The sequence below is a fragment of the Bdellovibrio sp. HCB117 genome (genome assembly GCF_047305915.1).
Lineage (GTDB): Bacteria > Bdellovibrionota > Bdellovibrionia > Bdellovibrionales > Bdellovibrionaceae > Bdellovibrio > Bdellovibrio bacteriovorus_B.
In genome coordinates, this window is sequence record NZ_CP178622.1 from 267,640 (window position 1) to 289,041 (window position 21,402).

The window sequence follows — 21,402 nt, forward strand, 5'->3', positions numbered from 1 at the left end:
ATTACATGTCGTAGTGGAATAAAATGGGAGTTTGCAAATCCGGGTGCAAGCTCAGCTTAACGGGGCAATTTAAAGCGATGTCTTCTAATTTCTTGCGATAATCGTGCGGAACACTTTGTGGAAGATGTAAAACAATGTGCAACTTGGCCACGCGACGAGGGTTCAAAGCCATTTCTTTTTCTACGGTGACGCGTGAACCTTTCAGCTCAACACCGTCTTTTTCTGCGGCAATCGCCATTACGGTGAGCATGCAAGATCCAGTCGCTGCGCCTAAAAGATCTGTTGGGGAGAAAAGTTCCCCTTTCCCATTATTATCTTTCGGGGCGTCTGTGCCGATGCGGGCTCCAGAAGGAACATGCGTCAGTTCACAATGTTTTTCGCCTTGATAATGGGCTTCCATTTTTACCATGTGGGGACTCCTAAGATGACATTTCTTCGATGATTTTTCTTAAGCGCATTTCGGATGATTTAGACATATCCGCATAAACTTTGCGCAAGTGATTTGATCGAACAGGATCGTTTTTAGAGGACTTCATTTCACGGCCGAATTTTAAAGCGGCACACACACTTTCAATCACTAATTTTCTTTTTGAATCTTTAGTGATGAAGTCAAAAGCTCCAAGAGAAAGAGCTTCAAGGGCGCGAGAGTGATCGCCGTGCGCAGTTAACACTACAAATGGAGTCATCTGACCTAATGAACGCACGTAAGCTAAAAACTTAAGCCCATTCATCTGGGGCATTTCGATATCAGAAAGAATAGTGTCGAATTCTTGAGTTTTCACGTGCTCAAGGGCGGCTGCGCCATTTTCAGCTTCGACGATTTCGTCTACAAACTCTTTAAGAAAGTGTTTTAATAACTCACGGATATCGGAGTCGTCTTCAACGATCAATAGACGGCTTTTTTCTTCAGTGCCCATGAGAAATCTCCTTACAGAGAATATTTGTTAATCACACCGACCAACGTGTCTTTTTTAAACGGTTTAGCAATGTGATCATCGCAGCCCGCTCTTAAAGACTTCTGCCTGTCTTCAGAAAGTGCATGCGCGGTGAGGGCAATGATAGGGGTGTGAGTTTTCTGGTTCTCGTTTTCCCACTTGCGGATTTCATCGGTGGCCGCATAACCATCTAGCTCAGGCATTTGCACGTCCATAAAGACAATATCAAACTGACCTGACTTTATCTTATCTATAGCCTCAAGTCCATTCTCGGCTTCAATAATTTCATACGGCCCGTTTTTAAGATAGTGCGTAAAAAGAGTGCGGTTGTCTTCTGTGTCGTCGGCAACCAGGATCTTAATTTTTTTATTGGGGTCACGCTGCTTCGGAGTGGCAAAGTCGAGTTCTTTACCTTGAAGCGGCAGAGGCTTTTGGGTCACAGGATTATAAACTTGCTCGCGATACGGGACTGTAAAGAAAAAAGTTGTTCCGCTGCCTTCCCGACTCTTAAACCAAATTTTACCGCCCATAAGTTCGATCAAGCTTTTGGAAATAGCCAATCCCAATCCGGTTCCGCCGTATTTACGCGTCACTGAGCTGTCAGCTTGGGTGAACTTCTGGAATATTAAGTGTTGCTTAGAAGACGGGATACCTACACCGGAATCGCTGATGCTAAAAAGGACTGTGTCCTTTTTAGAAGGATTCTTTGCCACGGAAACTCGAATGTGGCCGTGCTGAGTGAATTTCAACGAGTTTCCAACCAGATTGATCAAAACCTGTCGAAGCTTGTTCGGATCACCCATGACGTACGGAGATATCCCTGGAGAGATCTCGAAAGAGTAGCTCAAGGCTTTCTCTAAGGCTCTTGGTTTCATCATGTCTTCTACGTCGATCATGAGCTTATTCAAATCAAAGGGGATATTTTCGATAGAAACTTCGCCGGCTTCAATTTTAGAAAGGTCCAGGATGTCATTGATAAGCGCCATCAAAACTTCGCCAGCCTTCACGAAAATTTTGACGTAGTACTTTTGATCGTCATCAAGCTTCGTTTCTTGAAGTAGATCGGCCATACCCATTATCGCATTCATTGGAGTGCGAATTTCGTGACTCATATGAGCCAGGAATTCCGATTTAGCCTGAGAAGATTTTAGGGCTTCATTTTTCGCAGCAATCAAAGACTGCTCTACGCGGCGAAGCTCGGTGATGTCTTGGGTAGTTCCATACACATACACTGGGTTTCCGTATTCATCATATTCCGTACGGCCGCGACATCGCACCCAAATCATTTCGTTCGTGCCATTCTTTTTAACTCGCAAATCCACATCAAATGGTTGCATGCTTTCGTGCGAGTTTTTCAGGGCATTGTCGAATAGCGAAAGATCCTCAGGGATAATCATGGAACGGAACAGATTGTAAGTCGGATTGACTTTATCTGCTTGGAATCCAAGGAGGCTATATTCTTCTTCTGACCAGATACACGATCCGGTTTTTATTTCCCAACGGAAAGAGCCTGTTTTTGATAGAGATTGTGATTCTTTTAAAAGGTCTTCTTTAAGCTTCAGCTCTTTCGCAATTTCTTTTTTCCAACTTATATCTCGTCCCGCGGCGATCAGAAGGATTTTGTCACTGGAGTCGCCCTTGATGCGAGACCAGGAAATTTCAATGGGAATTTCTTTGCCGGAAGTTTGTTTTAACGTACCTTCGATATTAACTTCCGCACCTTCGGCGCTGTCTTTTATTTTTTCATCCAGGACCGAATAATCCATTTCTACCCAATTTCTTAAGTCGGTTCCTCTTAGAGACGCCGAAGGCACTCCCAAAATTTCAGCGGCGGCCGGATTAGACGTCTGAATCTGAAGTTGTGAGGGCAATGTCTCAACAGGAGCTGAGTATTCAAGGATAAAAAACGTTTCATGGAGTGAGTAAAATACGTTTTCTAGAAAGTCTTTTTGAGATTTGATGTCATTATAATGCTCAGAAACTGCATTGAAGGATTCAAACACGCTTTTGAATTCACCCTTACGTGGAACACTGAGTTTTTCGAAAGAATGAGAACGCAAGCGATGAAGGGCATGAGAAAGTTTTTTGAGCGGATGGAAAAGATTTAAAGAGACCCAGTAAGCCGCAGCAAACGATATGACGATAATCAGAAGGAGACCTGACAAAAGAGTGCCAAGGTGATTTTTTAACGGCGAAACGGCATCCTGTAATCCCATTTTTGCAACAAGGATCCAGGTCGTTTCCCCGGGAAGAATAACTTTGCCGACGGATTTCAGAGATCGGTGGCCCGTATAATCTTCGGACTCGTCGACGAGCTCTGACATCTCTAAATATTCTTTAAGCAGCGGCTGCGACAGGCTAACGATCATGGCCGTTGATTGAGAGCGAAGTATCAGTTCACCCTCGTTTGTTGATGGATGCCGTTTTTGCAAGTCATCTATAAGACGATTGGGATTTTCAAAAAAAAACCGGGACGTGTTGCGCATAAGCCCTTCTGGCCCAAAAGCGACGATCTCCCCTGAGTTTCCTAATCCTAACGACTTCCAATCGCGATTGTTGGAAAGAATCTCGTCAATTCTTTGCACGGGAATTTGAAACACCAAAGTCCCAAGATTTTTGTTAGAGTTCGCTGCGTAAATTGGTGTCGCTAAAAATGCCACATTCTCGGGCCAGAAATGAGCCAAAGGCGAGAAATCAAAAAACTTCGTCGTCGCGTTGGGCGCTTCCGTAGACCACTTAAATACTTGCGCCAGACGGGTATTGGCGAAGCTGCCAGTTAATAAATTCGCTCCAAAGTTCAATCTTTTATTAGCCGTGTATACGATATTGCCAAGGTTATCGATAAGGAGAATGTCACTTAAGTGATTTCTCTCCATCTGATTAAGGATGAAGTTATGAATGACGGCGTGATTCTTAAAATATGAAAGTTTGGGTGCTTGAGAAGGCTCCACGATTTCACGTGAATTTTTATTTTCATGCAGAGCTTCTTGGAGAAACTGTGCTTGAAGAAAGATGCTTGCGGGAGTCATTTGCGAAAGTGAACGCAGTATATCTTCGGTCTGCGGGGACTGGTATTGTCGCGCGATTAAAGGCCGCCAGCCACTTTCGCTTCCTGATCTTTGTAGATATTGGCGGATTTCTTCCTGATCTGACGAGGATTTTTTCAAAAAGTTCTGAATGCGACGGGTATCCGCCATTGTCAGCAGCACGTTATTAAGATGCTGGAAATCTTGCGTGAGTTCTTTTGTTTTGGCTGCGCGAGCTTGAACTAGTTTATCAACGCTTGATTGCATTAAGGCCGATGCGCCTACCCGGTATCCGATGTTACCCGCAATGAGTAAAGTACCCAGAACGAGAGCAGTCGTGAAAAGAAAAAGGCGCGTTCTGTGAGTCATGAATCCTACATCGTGACGTAGCGAATTTCGATGTTTAGGAAATGAATTCTCATTCTTTTAACAAGGTCTTTAAGCGGAGTGCTATCGTTGGCTTTTGCAGCTTTTTCCATCTGCGCAGCTAGCTCGCTCAGTTCGTTGAAACCATAGCCCGCAGCTGCACCCTTAATTTTATGTGCAAGCTGAGCAATCGTCACAAGATCATTTTTTTCCACTAATTGTTCGAGTGTCTCGATATCTTTTTTACGATTCTCGACAAACTGTGGGATGAGATCCTGTAGATCGGCATCAATTTCGACAGTTACTTTAGACATTTCCATGCACTCCTTATCCCGAAATGAACTCTGCTTTACAATGCATTTTAGTTTAGATTAGTGTTTATTGCATACATTTAATAACGAGGGTAACGTCATTAGAAATTCCTCACGGAGAACATTTGTGTTGAAGAATATCTTCGTCCTTGCCGCCTCGTTACTTTTACTTTCTTGCACTGTGCGTGAAGAACTGGGCTCCAAACATCATCCCGTGCAATTTGCTCTTGTTCCCGGTCAGGACGCCGTTGTTCTCTCAGAAAATGGGAAACTTTTAGAACGCTGGATTCAACAACAGACTGGCATTTACGTTAAAATGCAGGTGCCAGTGAATTTTATAGCCGTAGTTGAAGCATTAGGCTCGCAACGTGTTGATGTCGCGATCATGAATCCTTTTGGGTACATATTGGCGCACCAAAAATACAAGGCAGAGGCCTTTTTGATGGGGGTCAATCGGGGACGCTCGGAATATTGGGGGCAAATCATCACGAAGAATCCCAAAATCCGTTCGCTCGCGGATTTAAACGGAAAAAAATTCGCGTTTGTCGATCCGGCGTCAACTTCGGGTTATGTTTTGCCAGCCAAGCTGTTGAAAGATGCGAAAGTTGAATTGGGAGAAATTGTTTTCGCTGGCAAACATGACGGCGTTGTAACCATGGTCTATCAGGGCCGCGTCGACGCGGGTGCTACCTATCACACGCCAGCTGAAGATGGTGTGCCGCAAGATGCGCGACGCCTCGTGATATCACAGTTTCCTGATGTTTATGAAAAAGTGCGCATCTTGGAAAAAACCGGTTCCGTTCCTAGTGATCCCGTTGTTTTTCGCAAAGACTTTCCTGCAGAGTTACGAGCTAAGATTGTCGATGCAATGAAAAGCTTTTCTTCAACCCCTGAAGGAGAAAAAGCCTTGAAAAATCTTTATCATCTCACGGATTTTAAAGATTGTACGGACAAAGACTACGATCATGTCCGTCAGATTCTTTTAGATATTGGGAAGAACGTTCAGGACCTTGTTAAATAAAATAATTGGCGTATAATGCCCTTTATGCGCCTTTCTTTCAAAAATCTCATTCTTAGATTTTGTTGCAGCAGAGAATTTCTGCTGATGGCCGCTTAGTCCCTTTTCCATTCCGCTCTCATTTTTTAAAAATCAATTTTCTAATAAACTCTTACCTTTTTTAGGAGGAAGCATGAGCACACAACCTCGCATATTTATCACTGATCAAGATCATCACCGTTTAATGGCTTTGCTATCGCAGGTGGAAGGCCCTTGGGCTGAAGCTTTAGAGGAAGAACTCGGGCGGGCTCACGTTATTGCGCAAACAGAAATTCCTCGCAATGTTGTGACTATGAATTCGCGCGTGAAATTTTTAGACGAAGCCACAGGTCAAGAAAGTGAAATGACGCTGGTTTATCCTCAAGACGCAAAGCTTGAAGAGGGACGCATTTCTATTTTGGCTCCGGTGGGTATGGCGCTATTGGGATTGACCGAAGGCCAATCCATCGACTGGAAAATGCCCAATGGTTTGGTGAAAAAACTTTCGGTGCGTCGAGTGGAATTTCAACCGGAAGCCGAAGGTCGCTGGGATCTTTAATTGCGTAATTCCACGCAGATTAATTTTTGTTTTTCAGAATTCTTCACGTAGTTGGCGCGAAACTCTTTTCTGCCCTGCGAGTAAAGCAGTTGCGCGTCGACTCTTAAATTTGCTGAATTCCAAAGCTGAACGAAGCTTTGATTATCTAACAGCGGGATTTGATACACTTTGGTGGGCGTGCTCTCGACGACTATAAAATTTTGAATAAGGTCGACCTTCCCCAGCTCCATATTTTCGTGTTCATCAAAATATTTTTTCATTCTTACTGAAGAAAAACCGTGCGGATCATTCTCGAAGCGACACGTGTACACAGAGCTTTCTTGAGCTTGTGCAAATGATGTCAGAAGAAGGATGACGAAAAGGACACTGCGGTTCATATTTTACTTATCGCCAAGACATGGAAGGACTTAACGAGGTATCTCTGGCCATTGGCCTAGAATTGACGTAAGTTTCTGTGCGCCCGAATTTCTGGGGAGGTTGAATATGCGCGTAATCGACATGACGGTTCCTGGTGGACCTGAAGTACTTCAGATGGCTGAAAGACCTCAGCCTCAAGTTCATCCTTATGAAGTTTTGATTGAGGTTGCCGCAGCGGGCGTGAATCGACCTGACTGTGCACAACGCCAAGGAAGTTATCCTCCGCCTCCCGGAGCTTCAGATATTTTAGGCTTGGAAGTCGCGGGTACAGTTGTCGCCTGCGGAGAAAAAGTTTCGCGCTGGAAAATTGGCGATAAAGTCTGCGCATTAATTTCAGGCGGCGGTTATGCCGAGTACGTGGCAGCGCCAGAAGGGCAATGCCTTCCTATTCCTCATTCCTTGGATATGATTCAAGCAGCTGCTTTACCAGAAACGTTCTTTACCGTGTGGACGAATGTCTTTGAAAGTGGACATCTAAAAAAGGGTGAACGCATTTTAATTCACGGGGGATCGGGTGGCATTGGCACTACAGCAATTCAATTGGCGCGAGAATTCGGGGCCGAGGTTTTTACTACGGCAGGAAAGAAAGAGTCCGTAAAGGCTTTGCGTGATATAGGTGCCAAGCACGTCATTCTTTATAAGAACGAAGATTTTGTGAAGGTGATTAAACAAGAGACTCAAGAAAAAGGCGTCGACGTTATTTTAGACATGGTCGGTGGCGACTATTTTATTCGCAACGTAGAGGCTTTGGCCTACCTGGGACGTTTAGTGCAAATCGCAACTTTGCACGGCACGAAAGCAGAAATTGATCTTCGCAAGATTATGATGAAACGTCTGACTATTACGGGGTCTACGTTACGTGCGCGGTCTGTCGAAGAAAAAACGCGTATTGCACAGGCTTTAGAAAAAAATGTGTGGCCTTTGCTGAACGCGGGAAAATTAAAGCCCGTGATTTTTAAAACCTTCTCTTTAAATGAAGCGCGTGAGGCGCATGAACTTATGGAGTCTTCGGCTCACACGGGTAAAATCGTTCTTGTTGTTAAAAACTAGGTGTCTAAGACTCCTTGGGCCACCGTCGCGACAAGCGCCGTAAAGTTGTGCATTTGTTTTTTCGAAAGCGTCAGCTCTTCATTTTCAGAATTTTGCACGGCCTCATCAAGCACCTTGGTTAACCCCTGTTGCAACCGGGCGTAGGACTCTTCCGAAAGCTTCATGCTGACTAGACGATGTAAAGATCCTTTCTTCTTTTCTAAAGCTCTTTGCAACGTCAGTTCAGACCATTCTTGATTTAAAATTTTGACGAGCTTTGTTTCTTCATTCCATTTGAACTTTCCAACATGTCGGGGAGTGTAGGTCCCGCGCTTTAACGAGAGAAGTTCCAAGCTCACAAGCTTATCCAATATTTTTTTTAGTTCGGTCTTAGAAAGCTTTTGAAGTCCTTCAATTTCGCTTAAGTCGCGGCCTTCGACAGTAAGACGCCAATAGACGGCTAGCAAGGACCGTTGTTTCAATAAAGCCTCTTCCTGCTGCTTTGATAAGGTGACTTCCGCTATAAAACTCTTTTCCGACAAAGAGAAAAGCTGTCCAGGTAAAATCCCTAAAGCATCACAAATTTGCAGGATGCGCCGGAAGGAAATGTCTTTCGCGTTGAGCATTTTCTTTACGCCTGATTCGGTCATTTTCAAATGCACGGCAAGTTCGCTGTAGGTCACTTCACGGGTGCGAAGGACTTTTTTAATCGTCTCCAAATATCGAGAGTGCTCCATAAGTCTCCTGATGTGTCTCTCATAGTACCTAAATCGGGAACTTTTAAGAAGAATATTTAGATAAAAGTATCTTAAGGCGATACTCTAGATATGGAAAAGTCATTAAAGTATTCTTACCGCCGTCAAAATTTAGGAAATAAGTTTTCTCGAACTCTGTTTGTCATTCCATCCGGGGACCTTCGTATGCGATCGCATTCGGTGGCATACAGGTTCAAAGCCGCGTCTGACTTTTTATATCTTTGCGGAGTCGAAGTCTCTGAAGCGTATCTGGTTGTCGCTGGCCAGAAATCTTATTTTCTTTCTGATCACATCAGTCAAGAGGTGGCCCTGTGGGAAGACGTAAATACATTGATGGAGGAAGACCGTGAAAAACTTCGTGGAATTGAATTTGCTTCAATAAGCCAGTTGCGAAACATTCTGCAAGATCATTTAGGTAATTACGACCGCCTGGCATTTCCTATCGGCAGAAGCGAGTTGTTAGACCGTCTTTTGTTAGAGCAGGTTTCATTTCAGAATCGACGTCGATCTCGTTATACGAATATTCCATTGGCACTATGCGATTCCAGAACTTTAGTGGGAGCGCTTCGCCACACCAAAGATCAAGACGAGATTCGATTGATGCGAACGGCGGCGCAAAAGAGCTCTGCCGTCTATCAAGAGCTATTTAAAACACGTCTTGCGGGACTCACGGAAAAGGACGTAGCGTCCTTTCTAGAGTCTGAATTTATGAAACAAGGAATGCACTGGACCGCATATGAAACCATCGTTGGAAGTGGCGAGCGGGGAACGACGTTGCATGCTCGCGCGACAGAACGAATCTTACGAGCGGGGGAAGCCGTGCTGATCGATGCTGCCGGGGAATTTCAGGGTTATTGCGCAGACATCACACGCGTATTGCCAATTGAAAAATCTTTTAGCAAAGAACAAAGGACTATCTACCAGATTGTGCTTAACGCGCAAAAAGAGGTCCTCAAAAAAGTTCGCGCTGGAGAAACTTTAAGTTCCCTTCATGAGACAGCTCAGCAGTATTTAGTTGAAGGTCTTAATAAAGAAGGAATTAAAGGTGACATCACCCAACTGATGCCACACAGCACTTCACATTGGATAGGCATGGATGTTCATGATCCTTCTGCTTATGTTGATGAGTCAGGAAATGCTGTAAAGCTGACAGAGGGCATGAGCTTTACAGTCGAGCCAGGTCTGTACTTCCGTGAAAGAAGTTCCGTCTATTATGGAATTGGTGTGCGAATCGAAGATGACGTGGTTGTTACAGCTGAGGGCTGTGAGGTTCTCTCTTCCGCCTCAAAAGAAGTGGAAGAAATTGAATCCTTAAGGCCGAGCTAAAGTTGAACTAAGTTTCTTTCGACTTCCAAAACCGGCGAGGTTAAAGGCGTGATCGTGGCTTTGGCATTTTTAAATTTTTTCAGTGCTAAAGCCATTTCTTCGTCAATCTTTTCACGACGGGCCTTTAGCAAAAAGTATTTTCCTTGCTTGTTGAAATAAGTGCGGCTGACATCAAGGATTACGTCGATGGGTTTAAAGCCACGAGCTGTCACCATTTCGATGGCGGCTAAGTCTTTGGGGATTTCTCCGTGGATTTCTAGATTTGGAGCGATACTTTTGCACTTGGCCAAAAATTCCTGCTTCTTCGGACTTTTTTCGTAAAGGTGATAGCGCATCTGTGGAAACTGGATCGCGTAGATAACAGCCGGAAGTCCACCGCCAGATCCAAAGTCAGCGGCCGCTTTTAAATTTGCAGGAAAGTACTTCAAAGGCAGAAGGCAGTCGATGATGTGATTGTCGATCAGCTCTTCAAAAGTCATTTTACGGCTGATTAAGTTCAGCTCTTCGTTGGAAGACCATAAAAGGTCAATGTAAGCCTTTAATAAAGGCAAGGCCTCTTCACGAAAACCGAGCTGTAAGATAATGGGGATTCTGGACTCAAAGTACATAGTCCCCAAGTTAGCGCAAAAAAAATAGAAAGGCGAATTCTTTTAATGTGTCACAAAGCCGGGATCATCAGTGACCTCGACCTTGCTGGTAATGCGTCGACTGCCTAAGACGAAAATAAGCAGTGAAAGAAAAGCCGTGCCTGCAAATATCAAAGAAATCGGAAAAAGCTCCTGAGCCTTAAAGACTCCAACAAAAACGGATGCCAAAGAGCCTACCGTCATTTGCAAAAATCCCAAGAGGGCCGCAGCACTGCCCGCATTTTTACTAAACGGCGCTAGCGCAAGTGCCGCCGCATTCGGGTTGGCAAGCCCTACTGACGAAAGATAAAGAAACAGCATCGTGATCGTCGAGGCGAGCCCCAACCAACCATTTCCCGCTCCAATCGGAAAAAGAAAACCCATGACTGCTAAAAATGAAAGGGCCGAAAACAGAATTTTTTCATTCGAATAAACGCGTGAAAGAGGAATATTGAATTGGCTCGCACCGATAAATCCCACCGCTAAAAATCCGAAGACCCATCCGTAGGCTTGTTCGCTGACTTTAAAAACCTCCATGAAGATTGTCGGAGAAGCGGCCAAATAAACGAAAAGCCCGGCGAAGGCGACTGAACCCGCAACGGCATAAGTGAAAAACTGGGGATCCTTAATAATGGAAATATAATTTAGAAGAATTTGTCCAGGATGCAAAGAGTGTGAGGTGTCAGCGGCCCGTCCTTCCGGAAGCAGAAACACCGTCACAAGGAATAGAGCGATACTGAGAACGGCCAAGGCAATAAAGATCGACTGCCAGCCAAACGCGACAGATAGAAATCCACCTGTCGTCGGTGCAAGCAACGGCGAGACTCCAAGGATTAACACCAGCAAAGAAAAAATCTTTGAACTTTCTTTCGGAGAAAAGAAGTCGCGCACCATCGCCATGGCCGCCACATTTGCGGCACAACCTCCGAAGGCTTGGACGAAGCGGAAAAATACGAAGGACTCCATCGACTTCGACATGAAACATCCGATCGTCGCGAAGATGTAAATCAAGAGTCCGATGTACAAAGGTTTTTTTCTGCCGAAGCGATCTAGCAAAGGACCGTAAAGAAGTTGCCCCACGGCTAAACCAATAAAGTAACTTGATAATGATAGCGACATTGCGGATACGTTCGTCGAAAAGAATTCGGCCATCTTAGGAAACGCGGGAAGATACATGTCGATGGAAAAAGGGCTTAATGCCGTAAGGGCACCAAGAATCAGAATCAATGAGAGAGAGCTGCGCTTTTCGTTTTTCAAGAGGGTAATTCCTTAGGTCTAGAGCGGACAAGAGAATGTAACCATGATAGTTACATTCGGTTTATTTGTAATTCAAGGGCTATTTGGTCCTGTCGATAATTTCTTCAACTCGCAAGAAAAGGGGCGAATTTCCCTCTGAGATATAGAGGGGATTCATAATAGACCTGTCACAATTTAGACAGTTTTAAAAACAGTAAAGCTCTGCGTAAGGCCCGCCGATGGGTTACGTATGAAAAACACTATCTACAACAAAATCACTTTATTGGCAGGTCTTATCATCCTTCAATCCTCATTCGCTTTAGCGATGGGGCAGCGCCTTCCATCTTCAGGAGGAGGAAGCACGCGACCAACAACTCCAACAACTCCAACCACTCCAACGACACCGACAGAGCCTACGACACCACCGGCCTCCGGCAGCGATGTGACGCCATCTTGGGAAGCTAAAAACTCGGCAGGAAAAACTTGGACCGCTCACGTCAACAACGAACTCGATCGACTTGGTGAAGATATGCTGGATGTGATTCCTGCAGACGCCAGCACTTTCTGCCCCAACTATAAAAATCTGACTTATGCTCAACGTAAGCAGTATTGGACTCATTTCATGTCCAACATGGTTCGCTTCGAAAGTAACTACAACACGAACACTTCTTACACGGAAGCCTTCAATGACAGTCAAGGCCGTCGCGTTGTCAGTCGTGGTCTTCTGCAAATCTCGATTGAAAGTGGCAATGCTTATGGTTGTAATTTTAAATCAACAAAAGATCTGCACGATCCATTGCAAAACCTAAGCTGTGGTATTCGCATCTTGAATCGCTGGGTGGGGCGTGATGGACGTATCGCCGGCAAGGTGAGTGGCAGCTGGCGTGGTGGTGCTCGCTACTGGGCGGTTCTTCGCGCAGGCGACAAAACGTCTTATCAAACGATCCTAAGCTCCAGTAAGAAGTTATCTATCTGTAAATAATTTGTAAATCGGATTTCAGGGCCATCATCATCCCAGTGGCCCTGGAATTCTTAAAAGAACAAAGTCGCGGTGATAGATCCTTCACGAAGAAGGTAATAATTGTAAAGACCACCGATCATCAGATTTCTTGTCAGTGTATATTGAATTCCTCCGAAGTACTCTTCCTTCACTTTTACGTACTCCAACGTTTTCGTCTCGTAATTATAGGCGGGAGTGGGCGAGTCTTCGTCTCTTTTAGCGGCGGTAAAAATAAATTTTCCCAGCGTCAGACTGGCGGTGTAAAGATTTATCTTGGATTCAAAAGACTCATCTTCTGTTTTTAGATGCATGTTGGAATAGTTCAGAATCACCGAATTTAAATACAAACCGACGTTATAAGTCTGAACTTTATACTTGGTCAGCTCTTCTGCCGGCCCACCGATACTTCTGGCGTCCCACTGTGTTTGATCCTCGTATATGGAGTAGCCGAAAGAAATAGGGCCCAGCGCTCCGCTTAAACCACCACCCGGAGTGACGTTGTAACTCTTCTTATTATACTTCGCCATTAATCCCAGCTTTAGGTTGTATTTTTTAAGCCCACTTCCTTTTCGCTCCAGTAAATTAAAAGCGGCAGCTAAGGTGATTTTTTGATTCGGGTATTTTAGCTTTTCATCTTTACGCAGAAAAAGATCGTCCGTAGTTTCAATTCCGGGCGCACCAAAAAAGGTGTCTTCGCTGTTTGAAGGGGACAGGGCTGCTCCCATGCGACCTGTTCCTCGTACCAACGAAAGATCGGCCTCTTGAGAAAAATAGATCGCCTCAATTCCGTAGCCCTTTTCCGTCGGAACGGCTGAAGGATTGATTTTGATCTGCGTTCCCGGGGAGGGACTGCTTGGATCGCGCCGAAAACGACTGCACTCGTTGATGAGATAACAGTTCGTTTCCGCTTGAGCAAAACTAAGACTGAGCTGAATTAAAAATAAGATGGAAAAGAACCTGATCACTCTTTAAAAAGAGTAACTTCGAAAGCCGAGGCTGTCTAAAAATTGCCTTTGCTCCACGGCCTTGGTATAGCTGGTCCATGTACAAACTGCGACCCTATCAGTTGGAAGCCGTTCAGGCGACGCTGAAACATTTTAGGAAAGAAAAGACACCCGCAGTGGTTGTACTTCCCACTGGGGCGGGAAAGAGTCTAGTCATCGCCGAGCTTGCGCGTTTAGCTAAGGGTCGTGTTCTGGTTTTAGCGCACGTGAAGGAGCTGGTAGAGCAGAATCACGCCAAGTATATTTCTTTCGGCCTTGAAGCTGGAATTTATTCTGCGGGACTTCAGCGCAAAGACATGGATCAGAAAGTAATCTTCGGAAGCATTCAGTCCATTGCGCGGGCGCCGGAAGATTTCTTTGATAGTTTTTCTCTGTTAGTCATCGATGAGTGTCACCGCGTTTCTGTGCAAGACGATACTCAGTACTTTCAAGTTATTTCGAAGCTGCAAAAGTCGAATCCTGAAATCTGCATTCTTGGGTTGACGGCCACGCCCTACCGGCTGGGATTAGGCTGGATTTATCAGTACAACGAACATACAAAAACATTGCAAACGGATGAAGAGCGCTTTTTTAAAAAATGTATCTATGAACTGACCATCAGCTACATGATTAAGAATAAGTATCTTACGATGCCGGTGAAGATTGATTCTCCGGTCGCATGTTATGACTTTTCTAGCTTAAAGCTTCATGGCACGAGCTACGTCGCAGCTCAGGTTGAAGCTGTTTTAAAAGATCAATCGCGAATAACTCCATTAATCATAAAAAACATTATCGATATGGCGAAAGAACGTCAGGGGGTGATGATTTTCACAAGTTCAGTCACTCATGCCATAGAGATTATGAAGAATCTTCCGCCTTACATAGCTGCCCTGGTAGTGGGGGATACTCCCGGACCCGATCGGGACGAAATTATCGAGGCCTTTAAATGCCGTAAACTGAAGTATCTGGTAAATGTGTCGGTGTTAACGACCGGTTTTGATGCGCCTCATGTAGATGTGATCGCTATTTTGCGGCCGACAGAATCCGTCAGTTTGTATCAGCAAATCATCGGCCGGGGTTTGCGTTTGTCTGAAGGAAAAACAGATTGTCTGATTCTGGATTACACCGGGCAGGGACATGATCTTTTTTCTCCGGAGATAGACGAAGACAAGCCTTCCTCTGAATCAGAGATCGTGGACGTGCCTTGCCCGCAGTGTGGAGTGATCAATCATTTCTGGGGAGTGCGAGATCATGAAGGTCAGATCAAAGAACACTTTGGGCGGAAGTGTAAAGGCGCTTTTGAAGATCCCGTGACCCACGAGATCGAGGCTTGCGGTTTTCTTTTTCGTTTCAAACGTTGCGAAAAATGCGGAGTAGAAAATGATATTGCAGCCCGAAGTTGCAAGTCTTGTGAAAATGTTCTTGTCGACAACGACAAAAAACTGAAAGAAGCGATGTCACTCAAAGATGCCCATGTTCTGCATGTTGAAACTATGACTTTCACAAAGGGTCACGACAAAAAAGGCCAGGATCGTCTTGAGGTTCGGTACTACGACCACAGTGCACAATTTTTAACAGAGTACTTTTATTTGGACAGCCAGGAAAACTGTCACGCTTTTTATTTTAATTTCATTCGCATGCACAACCGATTGCCTGAAAGAAAAATCTTCGTGCGCAATGTTGATGAGGCATTGAAGTATGTTCCTGAATTCCGAAAGCCTCTTTTTGTTGTCGCACGGAAGGTGAAACACTTTTGGGCTATTCGAGAAAAGATTTTTGAATAGAATGAGTCCATCTTAGAATTACATTACTGACATCATGACTGGGCTTTTCTCTAAATGAACTGAAAGTAGCTTGAGCTTATGTGGGTTGGAAACTCATACTAAGCACATCATGCGACATCTAATAATTGTATTTAGTTTATTATTTGTTTCCGTCGGTGTCTTGGCCAAACCTAGAGTTCTTACTTTTATTACTCACGAGGCACCTCCTCATATGAGTGAGTCTATGCCTGATAACGGCGCTGTCTTTTACAGTCTAAAGAAAGTTCTGGAAAAGAAGGGTTACGATATTAAAGTGATTTTTGCGCCCTCGTGGATTCGAGCAAAGATGAATGCCGTAAAGGACCCGAAAATTGATGGCTTGGCGCCCGTGCGAACCATCGAAAATACGGACCAATTTGTTTTCACAAAGTTATTTTATAAAAGTGCTTGGCTGATCGTCGAAAGAAAAGATCATCCTATTGTATGGAGTAAAGTTTCTGACCTTGCAAAATACACGGCAGGTAATATCCAAGGTGTTGAACTGCGCGATGGAATTAAAGAGCTCGTGGAGTCCGGAAAGATGAAAGTCGAAAACGTAGCGTCACCGCTTAGCAATTTCTTAAAAGTGGCTACGAAGCGTGTCGATTTTGCTTTTTCCGATGAACTTGTATTTCGATTCACCATGGGTACTGAGCCAGAGCTGAGACCTTATCAAGGTGTCTTACAGTTAAATCCGAAGCCGATCGTCATCGATAGCTACGGAATTGCACTTAAGAAGTCCGAAGATGCAAAGGCGATCGTGAAGCACATAGAGCTTCACGAAGGTGACTTTGCAAAATACACAGAAGAATATCTAACAAGTCTTCTTCCTAAAAAGCCTTAGCCGACGATTTTTTGCAGATTTTCAACTTGTTCGCCAAGCACTTTGGCTTGTCTTAGCATGACCTCGGAAGACGCGGCGGCTTCTTCTGCAGAAGCGGCATTAGACTGAGTGGCCTGATCCAATTGGTTCATGGCTTTTGATATCTGCGCAATACCTGTAGACTGTTCATTCGATGCCGAAGCGATCTCTGTATTAAGATCAGTGACCAATTTAACTGAAGTGACTATTTCTTTCAGCGCAACGCCACTTCGGTCGGCGATCACTGTACCTCTTTCAACTTCAGTGACTGAGTCTTTAATCAAGGATGTGATTTCTTTTGCAGCTTGGGCGGATCTTTGCGCCAGTGATCTTACGGCCTCTGCGACAACGGCGAAACCTTTTCCTTGCTCTCCGGCGCGAGCGGCTTCGACCGAAGCGTTCAAGGCTAAAAGATTGGTTTGAAACGCGATATCGTCAATGACCGTGATAATTTCTTCGATTTTACGAGAGGATTTTTTAATATCCGTCATTGCGGAAATGAGGCTCTGAATCTCGGTGTCTCCTCGTAAAGCTGTTTCTTGGCTACCACGTGAAAGAGTGCTAGCCTGAGACGCGTTGCCCGCGTTGAGTTTAACCATGCTTGTCAGTTCTTCAATCGACGCGACCGTTTCTTCCAAAGAAGCCGCGGCCTCGGTAGAGCTGCTGGCAAGTTGTTGACTTGCATGATTGAGTTGCTCGGAAGCCTGTTCAACTGTGTTTTTGGTTTCGGTGACCGATGTCGCGATACCTTTCAGACTTCGTTGCAGTTCACTAGCGATATATGCAGCCACCCCAAGACCTAGAAGCAGACCTAGGGCGCTGATGACTATAACGGTATTTCTGGAAGTGCTCATAATGCTTTGAGCACGCTGGGCCCAGCTTAAAGCCTGCTCTTCTTGGAATTTAATCAATGAGTCTAGAGCCTTCCCATGAGCATTGTAGGCCGTGCGAAATTCGCCGTCTAAATATTTGTGAAAGGAATCAATATCACCTTTTTGTCGCATCGATATCATCGTCGAAGCCACCTGCAAAGTTTCCTGCCAATGCTTGGCGACCGGTTGGTAAAGCGCTTCTTCACCTTCGGCAAAAGGGGACGCTTTATAGCGCATATCACTTTCTTCGTATTTTTTTGCGTAGTCATTAAATCTACCCGCAAGATATTCAATTTCTTTGTCAGGTAGACCGGTGAATCCTAAACGGATGATTTGGCGAATTGAATTTCCTGTCGCTAAAGACATCTGTTGTAGTAACAAAGCGTTGGGTAAATTGACTTGGGCTACGTGCTCATAAGTCGAAGAGACGGTCTTGAGTGAAACGAAACCTGTTATTCCTACGATACAAAGTGCTAAAGACAATAGACCACAGATCAATGCCAGACGTGCGCGCAATGTTTTCATAAGTTAAGTGCTCTCCCTGCTTTGTCGATTAGACCACGACTTAAACAGAAAGCCCTTTTACATTCTTATAACAGGACCATTTTGAGATGTTTTATTCAAAATTTTTCATTTTTAGGCTACTTCACAAGAAGCGCCAGAGTTTCGCGAGACAATTTTTTTGTGAGTTCGGCCGCAGGAAGAACTCTTCCTAGCGAAGCGGCCTGTCCAGACCACATCTGCACAAAATCGTTACGGCCTAGCTCTTCTGATTTTTTTCTAAGTGGATTTACAGCAGGGCCAGCAAAAGGAAACGGAGGCGCGAGTGTTGAAATAGGTCCTTCTTCTTGGATGAATATATTACGAATGCCTCGTGCCGGTTTTCCGCTGTAGACATTAGTTAAAACAGTTTGGTCGTCCGTCGCTTGCTGAAGTGTTTGAAGATAAAGCTTAGAAACTTTGGCTTCAGGACAGAAAAGATAGGCTGTTCCCAACTGAACGCCACAGGCGCCCAGAAGAAAGGAGGCCGCAATTCCGCGGGCATCGCTTATTCCACCTGCTGCGATCACTGGAACCCTCACCGCATCCACTATTTGTGGAACTAAAGCCATAGTGCCTACTTGAGCCGCTATATCGTGAGTTAAAAAACTTCCTCGATGTCCACCGGCTTCAAAACCTTGAGCGATGATGGCGTCACAACCTCTTTCTTCCAGCCATCGCGCTTCCGTAACAGTGGTGGCTGAAGAAATAATTTTGCATCCGACACTACGCAAGCGTTTCATTAATTCCAAAGACGGTAGACCAAAGTGAAAACTTACGACCTCAGGTTTTAGTTCTTCGACGACAGCGCAGTAATCTTCATTAAACGGCACACGTAAAGCTGTTGGATAGGAGGCGTTCGGATCAAGACCTAGCTGGAGATAATATTTGCTAAGGTGTTCTTTCCAGCCTGCTTGTTGGGCGTCCGTGTTTTTCGGATTTTCATGGCAAAAGAAATTCAGATTCACCGGCATCGTCGTCAATGAGCGCAGTTTTTTAAACTCCTCTCGCAGTTGATCCACGGAAAGCAGTGCACACGCCAAAGAACCAAGTCCCCCCGCATTCGAGACCGCAGCGGCAAGTTCGACAGAATCCACGCCGGCCATTGGTGCCTGAATAAGCGGAAGTTCGATGTTAAAGAGTTTTTGCATTCTGTGAGAGGGCCAGTTTTTCATACACAATCTCGTTTATTTTGTTGTCTTGCCATATTGTAACGCCCCCAGCAGGTTTTATTTTGAGCTTACATGCGACACGTAGCAATATCGAGAGACACATGTGAGCCCAATCGGTACGCATGACTACCCCTGGGGACTCAATGAAAACCATTAACTTCGATCAGTCTAACGCAACCCTGTTAATCCAGGTATTTCAAAATTCGCCCTCTTTTATGGCCTTCGTTGAAGGGGCGCATTTCATTTTTAAATTCGGCAACCCCAAGTTTTTGGAATTAATTGGGCACAACGAGATTATTGGTAAGACCGCTAAGGAAGCCCTTCCAGAGTTGGAAGAGCAAGGTCTTCTTGATATTATGCACACGGTTTCTCAGACCAAAACCCCCTATAAAGGTTTTGAAGTCCCCGTCTATTTTAAAAGTCCTCTCGGACGCCTAGATAAGTTTTTGGATTTCACTTATCAGCCTATTCTTTCTGATCACGGCAATGTTGTTGGGATTCTGATTGAGGGGACAGATGTCACCGAAAAAGTTCTTTCGCGCATTGCTGTTGAAAAAGCCAAGAGCATTGTTGAAAATGAAAGAAATAATTTTCGATCTTTGTTCAAAGATACTCCTCATCTTGTATGTATCCTTCGTGGCCCGGAGCACACCTTTGAGTTTGTGAACGAAGCTCACGCAAGGCTTCTGGGATTTGATGCCACCGGAATGACTGTGCGACAAGCACAGCCTGAGTCCATCGAAGTGCACGGACTGTTAGATGATGTCTATCGCACCGGGGTGACCTCGCAACACTTCGAAATTCCTGTCACCGTCGGGGACCGCATTCGCTATTTCAATTTAACCTATAGTGCTCGTCGCGATGACGACGGTCATATCAACGGCGTTATGATTTTGGCTTCAGAGGTTACTACCCACATCGAAATGCGAAAAGAGCTGGAAGCTTCCAAGCAAACTCTGGCACTTGAGCAACACAAATTAGATGCCATATTCCATGTTTCTCCTGCGGCTATGGCTCTCTGGGTGGGCGAAGACATGGTGTTTGAAAAATTGAACAACGAGTATCAGAAAATTTTTTCGGGTAGAGACCTGCAAGGTCGTCCTTTTTTAGAAGCATTGCCAGAGCTTGAGCAATTTGGCGAGCTTGTTCGGAAAGTTCTTCGAACCGGTGAGCCTTTTGTTGGTACTGAATTCCCGGTGCCTGTGCGTCGCACTGAATTTGGTCCGACAGAAGAGCGCTATTTTGATTTCACCTACATCCAAATTAAAGATGCTCATGGAAATCCCTATGGCGTTTATGATCACGCGATTGATGTTACGGATCGGGTAATGGCAAGAAAAGATCTTGAGGCTGCTAAAGAAGAAGCTGTGCGAGCAAATGATTTGAAGTCGGCTTTTTTAGCAAACATGTCTCATGAGATCCGCACTCCACTGGGAGCCATCATGGGATTTGCAGATCTTCTACGTGACCCGAATCTTCCCTATGAAGAACGTGTGAATTACCTGGAAGTTCTTCAAAGAAACGGCCATCAGCTGACAGTTATTATCAACGACATCCTGGATCTTTCTAAGGTGGAAGCCGGACAAATGGCTTTAGAGTTCTTGCCATTAAAGCCTGAGACGATTGCTCACGATGTGATTTCTTTACTGCGCGTGAATGCGGCAGAAAAGGGCTTACAACTGGGATTCGAGCGTGATCCATCGACGCCTGCAGAAATTCACTCGGATCCGACACGGGTTCAACAAATACTTATTAATCTAGTTAGTAACTCCATCAAGTTCACGCATACGGGAAGTGTTTCCATTCGTACTTTTGGAAAAACAGAGAAGGGCCGTACCGTTGCGGCTTTCGAAGTGATCGACACAGGGATCGGGATACAGGAAGATCAGCGCGAAAGAATATTCGAAGTTTTTGTACAGGCCGATAGCTCAGTGACGAGAAAGTTCGGAGGAACGGGATTAGGTCTATCGCTTTCGCGTCGTTTAGCGCGTGTCCTTGGTGGCGACGTGATTGTGAAAGAAAGTCTGCTTGGAAAAGGCAGTACTTTTCTAGTAACAATTGAGGATCAGCCTGAAAAGAAGAAGGCCGTGCTTCCGGTTGTCGCTGCATCATCAGCAGCAGAAGCTAAAGAAAATTCTGAAAAGCCTTTGGAGGGAATTAAAGTCTTGGTCGTCGACGATACACCTGACAATCAACGTCTTATCAAGCATTTCCTTCGTCGAGCGGGTGCAAGTTCTGACATCGTTGATAACGGATTGGTGGCGCAAACAAAGGCCTTGGAAGGTGACTACGATATAGTTCTTATGGATATTCAGATGCCTGAAATGGATGGATATACTGCAACTCAACAGTTGCGCCAAAAGGGTTATAAAAAACCCATCATCGCGCTGACGGCGCACGCGATGGCTGAAGTCCGCAGAAAATGTCTGAGTGTTGGTTATACCGATCATCTGACGAAGCCTATCAATTCCGTGGACCTGGTCAGCATGGTTCACCGCTACGTGCGTGCCTAGGGCGCAACCCTTTGTCAAAATACTCATTTTGATTCC

At 45.0% G+C, this 21,402-nt stretch carries 19 protein-coding genes; 8 read left to right on the plus strand and 11 right to left on the minus strand.

Going from position 1 to position 21,402, the window contains the following annotated elements:
- Position 1: 1 nt before the first annotated feature.
- The 4 genes from ACLWBD_RS01370 to ACLWBD_RS01385 are packed head-to-tail and all read right to left on the minus strand — an operon-like array spanning position 2 to position 4,641.
- Positions 2–409 (minus strand): OsmC family protein, encoded by a 408-nt coding sequence (locus ACLWBD_RS01370; RefSeq protein ID WP_063206103.1) that lies wholly within the window; start codon positions 407–409, stop codon positions 2–4.
- Between the two features lie 10 nt (positions 410–419).
- Positions 420–917, minus strand: a complete 498-nt coding sequence (locus tag ACLWBD_RS01375; protein ID WP_063206104.1) for a response regulator — start codon at positions 915–917, stop codon at positions 420–422.
- Between the two features lie 11 nt (positions 918–928).
- Entirely contained in the window at positions 929–4,330 is a 3,402-nt protein-coding gene (locus tag ACLWBD_RS01380; protein ID WP_413569272.1) for an ATP-binding protein, read from the minus strand.
- 5 nt (positions 4,331–4,335) lie between these two features.
- Positions 4,336–4,641, minus strand: coding sequence for an Hpt domain-containing protein (locus ACLWBD_RS01385; RefSeq protein WP_413569273.1), 306 nt, complete (start codon positions 4,639–4,641; stop codon positions 4,336–4,338).
- Positions 4,642–4,765: 124 nt separating this feature from the next.
- Between ACLWBD_RS01385 and ACLWBD_RS01390 the strand changes: the two genes are divergently transcribed.
- Together ACLWBD_RS01390 and rnk are read left to right on the plus strand one after the other, a co-directional pair.
- Positions 4,766–5,659 carry a phosphate/phosphite/phosphonate ABC transporter substrate-binding protein gene (locus tag ACLWBD_RS01390; protein ID WP_413569274.1) on the plus strand — a complete coding sequence of 298 codons (894 nt, stop codon included), beginning with the start codon at positions 4,766–4,768 and terminating at the stop codon, positions 5,657–5,659.
- Positions 5,660–5,828: 169 nt separating this feature from the next.
- On the plus strand, positions 5,829–6,233 hold the full coding sequence (gene rnk / locus ACLWBD_RS01395) for a nucleoside diphosphate kinase regulator (RefSeq protein ID WP_063206107.1): 405 nt from the start codon (positions 5,829–5,831) through the stop codon (positions 6,231–6,233).
- On the opposite strand, the gene ACLWBD_RS01400 is transcribed toward rnk, so the two are convergent.
- Positions 6,230–6,610, minus strand: a complete 381-nt coding sequence (locus tag ACLWBD_RS01400) for a cell wall hydrolase (RefSeq protein ID WP_413569275.1) — start codon at positions 6,608–6,610, stop codon at positions 6,230–6,232. The genes rnk and ACLWBD_RS01400 overlap by 4 nt on opposite strands.
- A gap of 106 nt (positions 6,611–6,716) precedes the next feature.
- Between ACLWBD_RS01400 and ACLWBD_RS01405 the strand changes: the two genes are divergently transcribed.
- A complete protein-coding gene (locus tag ACLWBD_RS01405) occupies positions 6,717–7,700 on the plus strand; it encodes an NAD(P)H-quinone oxidoreductase (protein ID WP_413569276.1) in 984 nt (327 codons plus the stop codon).
- Here ACLWBD_RS01405 and ACLWBD_RS01410 read toward each other — a convergent pair.
- Positions 7,697–8,416: a helix-turn-helix domain-containing protein gene (locus tag ACLWBD_RS01410; RefSeq protein ID WP_413569277.1), complete on the minus strand. Its 720-nt coding sequence runs from the start codon at positions 8,414–8,416 to the stop codon at positions 7,697–7,699. The two genes, ACLWBD_RS01405 and ACLWBD_RS01410, sit on opposite strands and share 4 nt — an antisense overlap.
- A 90-nt stretch (positions 8,417–8,506) precedes the next feature.
- Here ACLWBD_RS01410 and ACLWBD_RS01415 point away from each other — a divergent pair, with 90 nt between their 5' ends.
- Positions 8,507–9,760, plus strand: coding sequence for an aminopeptidase P N-terminal domain-containing protein (locus ACLWBD_RS01415; RefSeq protein ID WP_413569278.1), 1,254 nt, complete (start codon positions 8,507–8,509; stop codon positions 9,758–9,760).
- Here ACLWBD_RS01415 and ACLWBD_RS01420 read toward each other — a convergent pair.
- Together ACLWBD_RS01420 and ACLWBD_RS01425 are read right to left on the minus strand one after the other, a co-directional pair.
- A complete protein-coding gene (locus tag ACLWBD_RS01420) occupies positions 9,757–10,368 on the minus strand; it encodes a 16S rRNA (guanine(527)-N(7))-methyltransferase RsmG (protein WP_413569279.1) in 612 nt (203 codons plus the stop codon). The two genes, ACLWBD_RS01415 and ACLWBD_RS01420, sit on opposite strands and share 4 nt — an antisense overlap.
- Before the next feature lie 42 nt (positions 10,369–10,410).
- Complete coding sequence (locus tag ACLWBD_RS01425) at positions 10,411–11,643, minus strand: multidrug effflux MFS transporter (RefSeq protein ID WP_413569280.1); 1,233 nt, start codon at positions 11,641–11,643, stop codon at positions 10,411–10,413.
- A 229-nt stretch (positions 11,644–11,872) separates the two neighbouring features.
- On the opposite strand from ACLWBD_RS01425, the gene ACLWBD_RS01430 reads away from it, so the two are divergent.
- Positions 11,873–12,604, plus strand: a complete 732-nt coding sequence (locus ACLWBD_RS01430; protein WP_413569281.1) for a hypothetical protein — start codon at positions 11,873–11,875, stop codon at positions 12,602–12,604.
- A 50-nt stretch (positions 12,605–12,654) separates the two neighbouring features.
- Here ACLWBD_RS01430 and ACLWBD_RS01435 read toward each other — a convergent pair whose 3' ends face one another.
- The gene (locus ACLWBD_RS01435) at positions 12,655–13,587 is read right to left on the minus strand and encodes a hypothetical protein (protein WP_063206115.1); all 933 of its coding nucleotides are present in this window, start codon (positions 13,585–13,587) and stop codon (positions 12,655–12,657) included.
- 77 nt (positions 13,588–13,664) lie between these two features.
- Between ACLWBD_RS01435 and ACLWBD_RS01440 the strand changes: the two genes are divergently transcribed.
- Positions 13,665–15,389: a DEAD/DEAH box helicase gene (locus tag ACLWBD_RS01440; protein WP_413569282.1), complete on the plus strand. Its 1,725-nt coding sequence runs from the start codon at positions 13,665–13,667 to the stop codon at positions 15,387–15,389.
- 211 nt (positions 15,390–15,600) lie between these two features.
- Positions 15,601–16,251, plus strand: a complete 651-nt coding sequence (locus tag ACLWBD_RS01445) for a substrate-binding periplasmic protein (RefSeq protein WP_413569283.1) — start codon at positions 15,601–15,603, stop codon at positions 16,249–16,251.
- Here ACLWBD_RS01445 and ACLWBD_RS01450 read toward each other — a convergent pair.
- Together ACLWBD_RS01450 and ACLWBD_RS01455 are read right to left on the minus strand one after the other, a co-directional pair.
- Positions 16,248–17,666: a methyl-accepting chemotaxis protein gene (locus ACLWBD_RS01450; RefSeq protein ID WP_063206118.1), complete on the minus strand. Its 1,419-nt coding sequence runs from the start codon at positions 17,664–17,666 to the stop codon at positions 16,248–16,250. The two genes, ACLWBD_RS01445 and ACLWBD_RS01450, sit on opposite strands and share 4 nt — an antisense overlap.
- 116 nt (positions 17,667–17,782) lie before the next feature.
- On the minus strand, positions 17,783–18,856 hold the full coding sequence (locus ACLWBD_RS01455) for an NAD(P)H-dependent flavin oxidoreductase (protein ID WP_413569284.1): 1,074 nt from the start codon (positions 18,854–18,856) through the stop codon (positions 17,783–17,785).
- 140 nt (positions 18,857–18,996) lie between these two features.
- Here ACLWBD_RS01455 and ACLWBD_RS01460 point away from each other — a divergent pair, with 140 nt between their 5' ends.
- Positions 18,997–21,366, plus strand: coding sequence for a PAS domain-containing protein (locus ACLWBD_RS01460; protein ID WP_413569285.1), 2,370 nt, complete (start codon positions 18,997–18,999; stop codon positions 21,364–21,366).
- Positions 21,367–21,402: the final 36 nt, after the last annotated feature.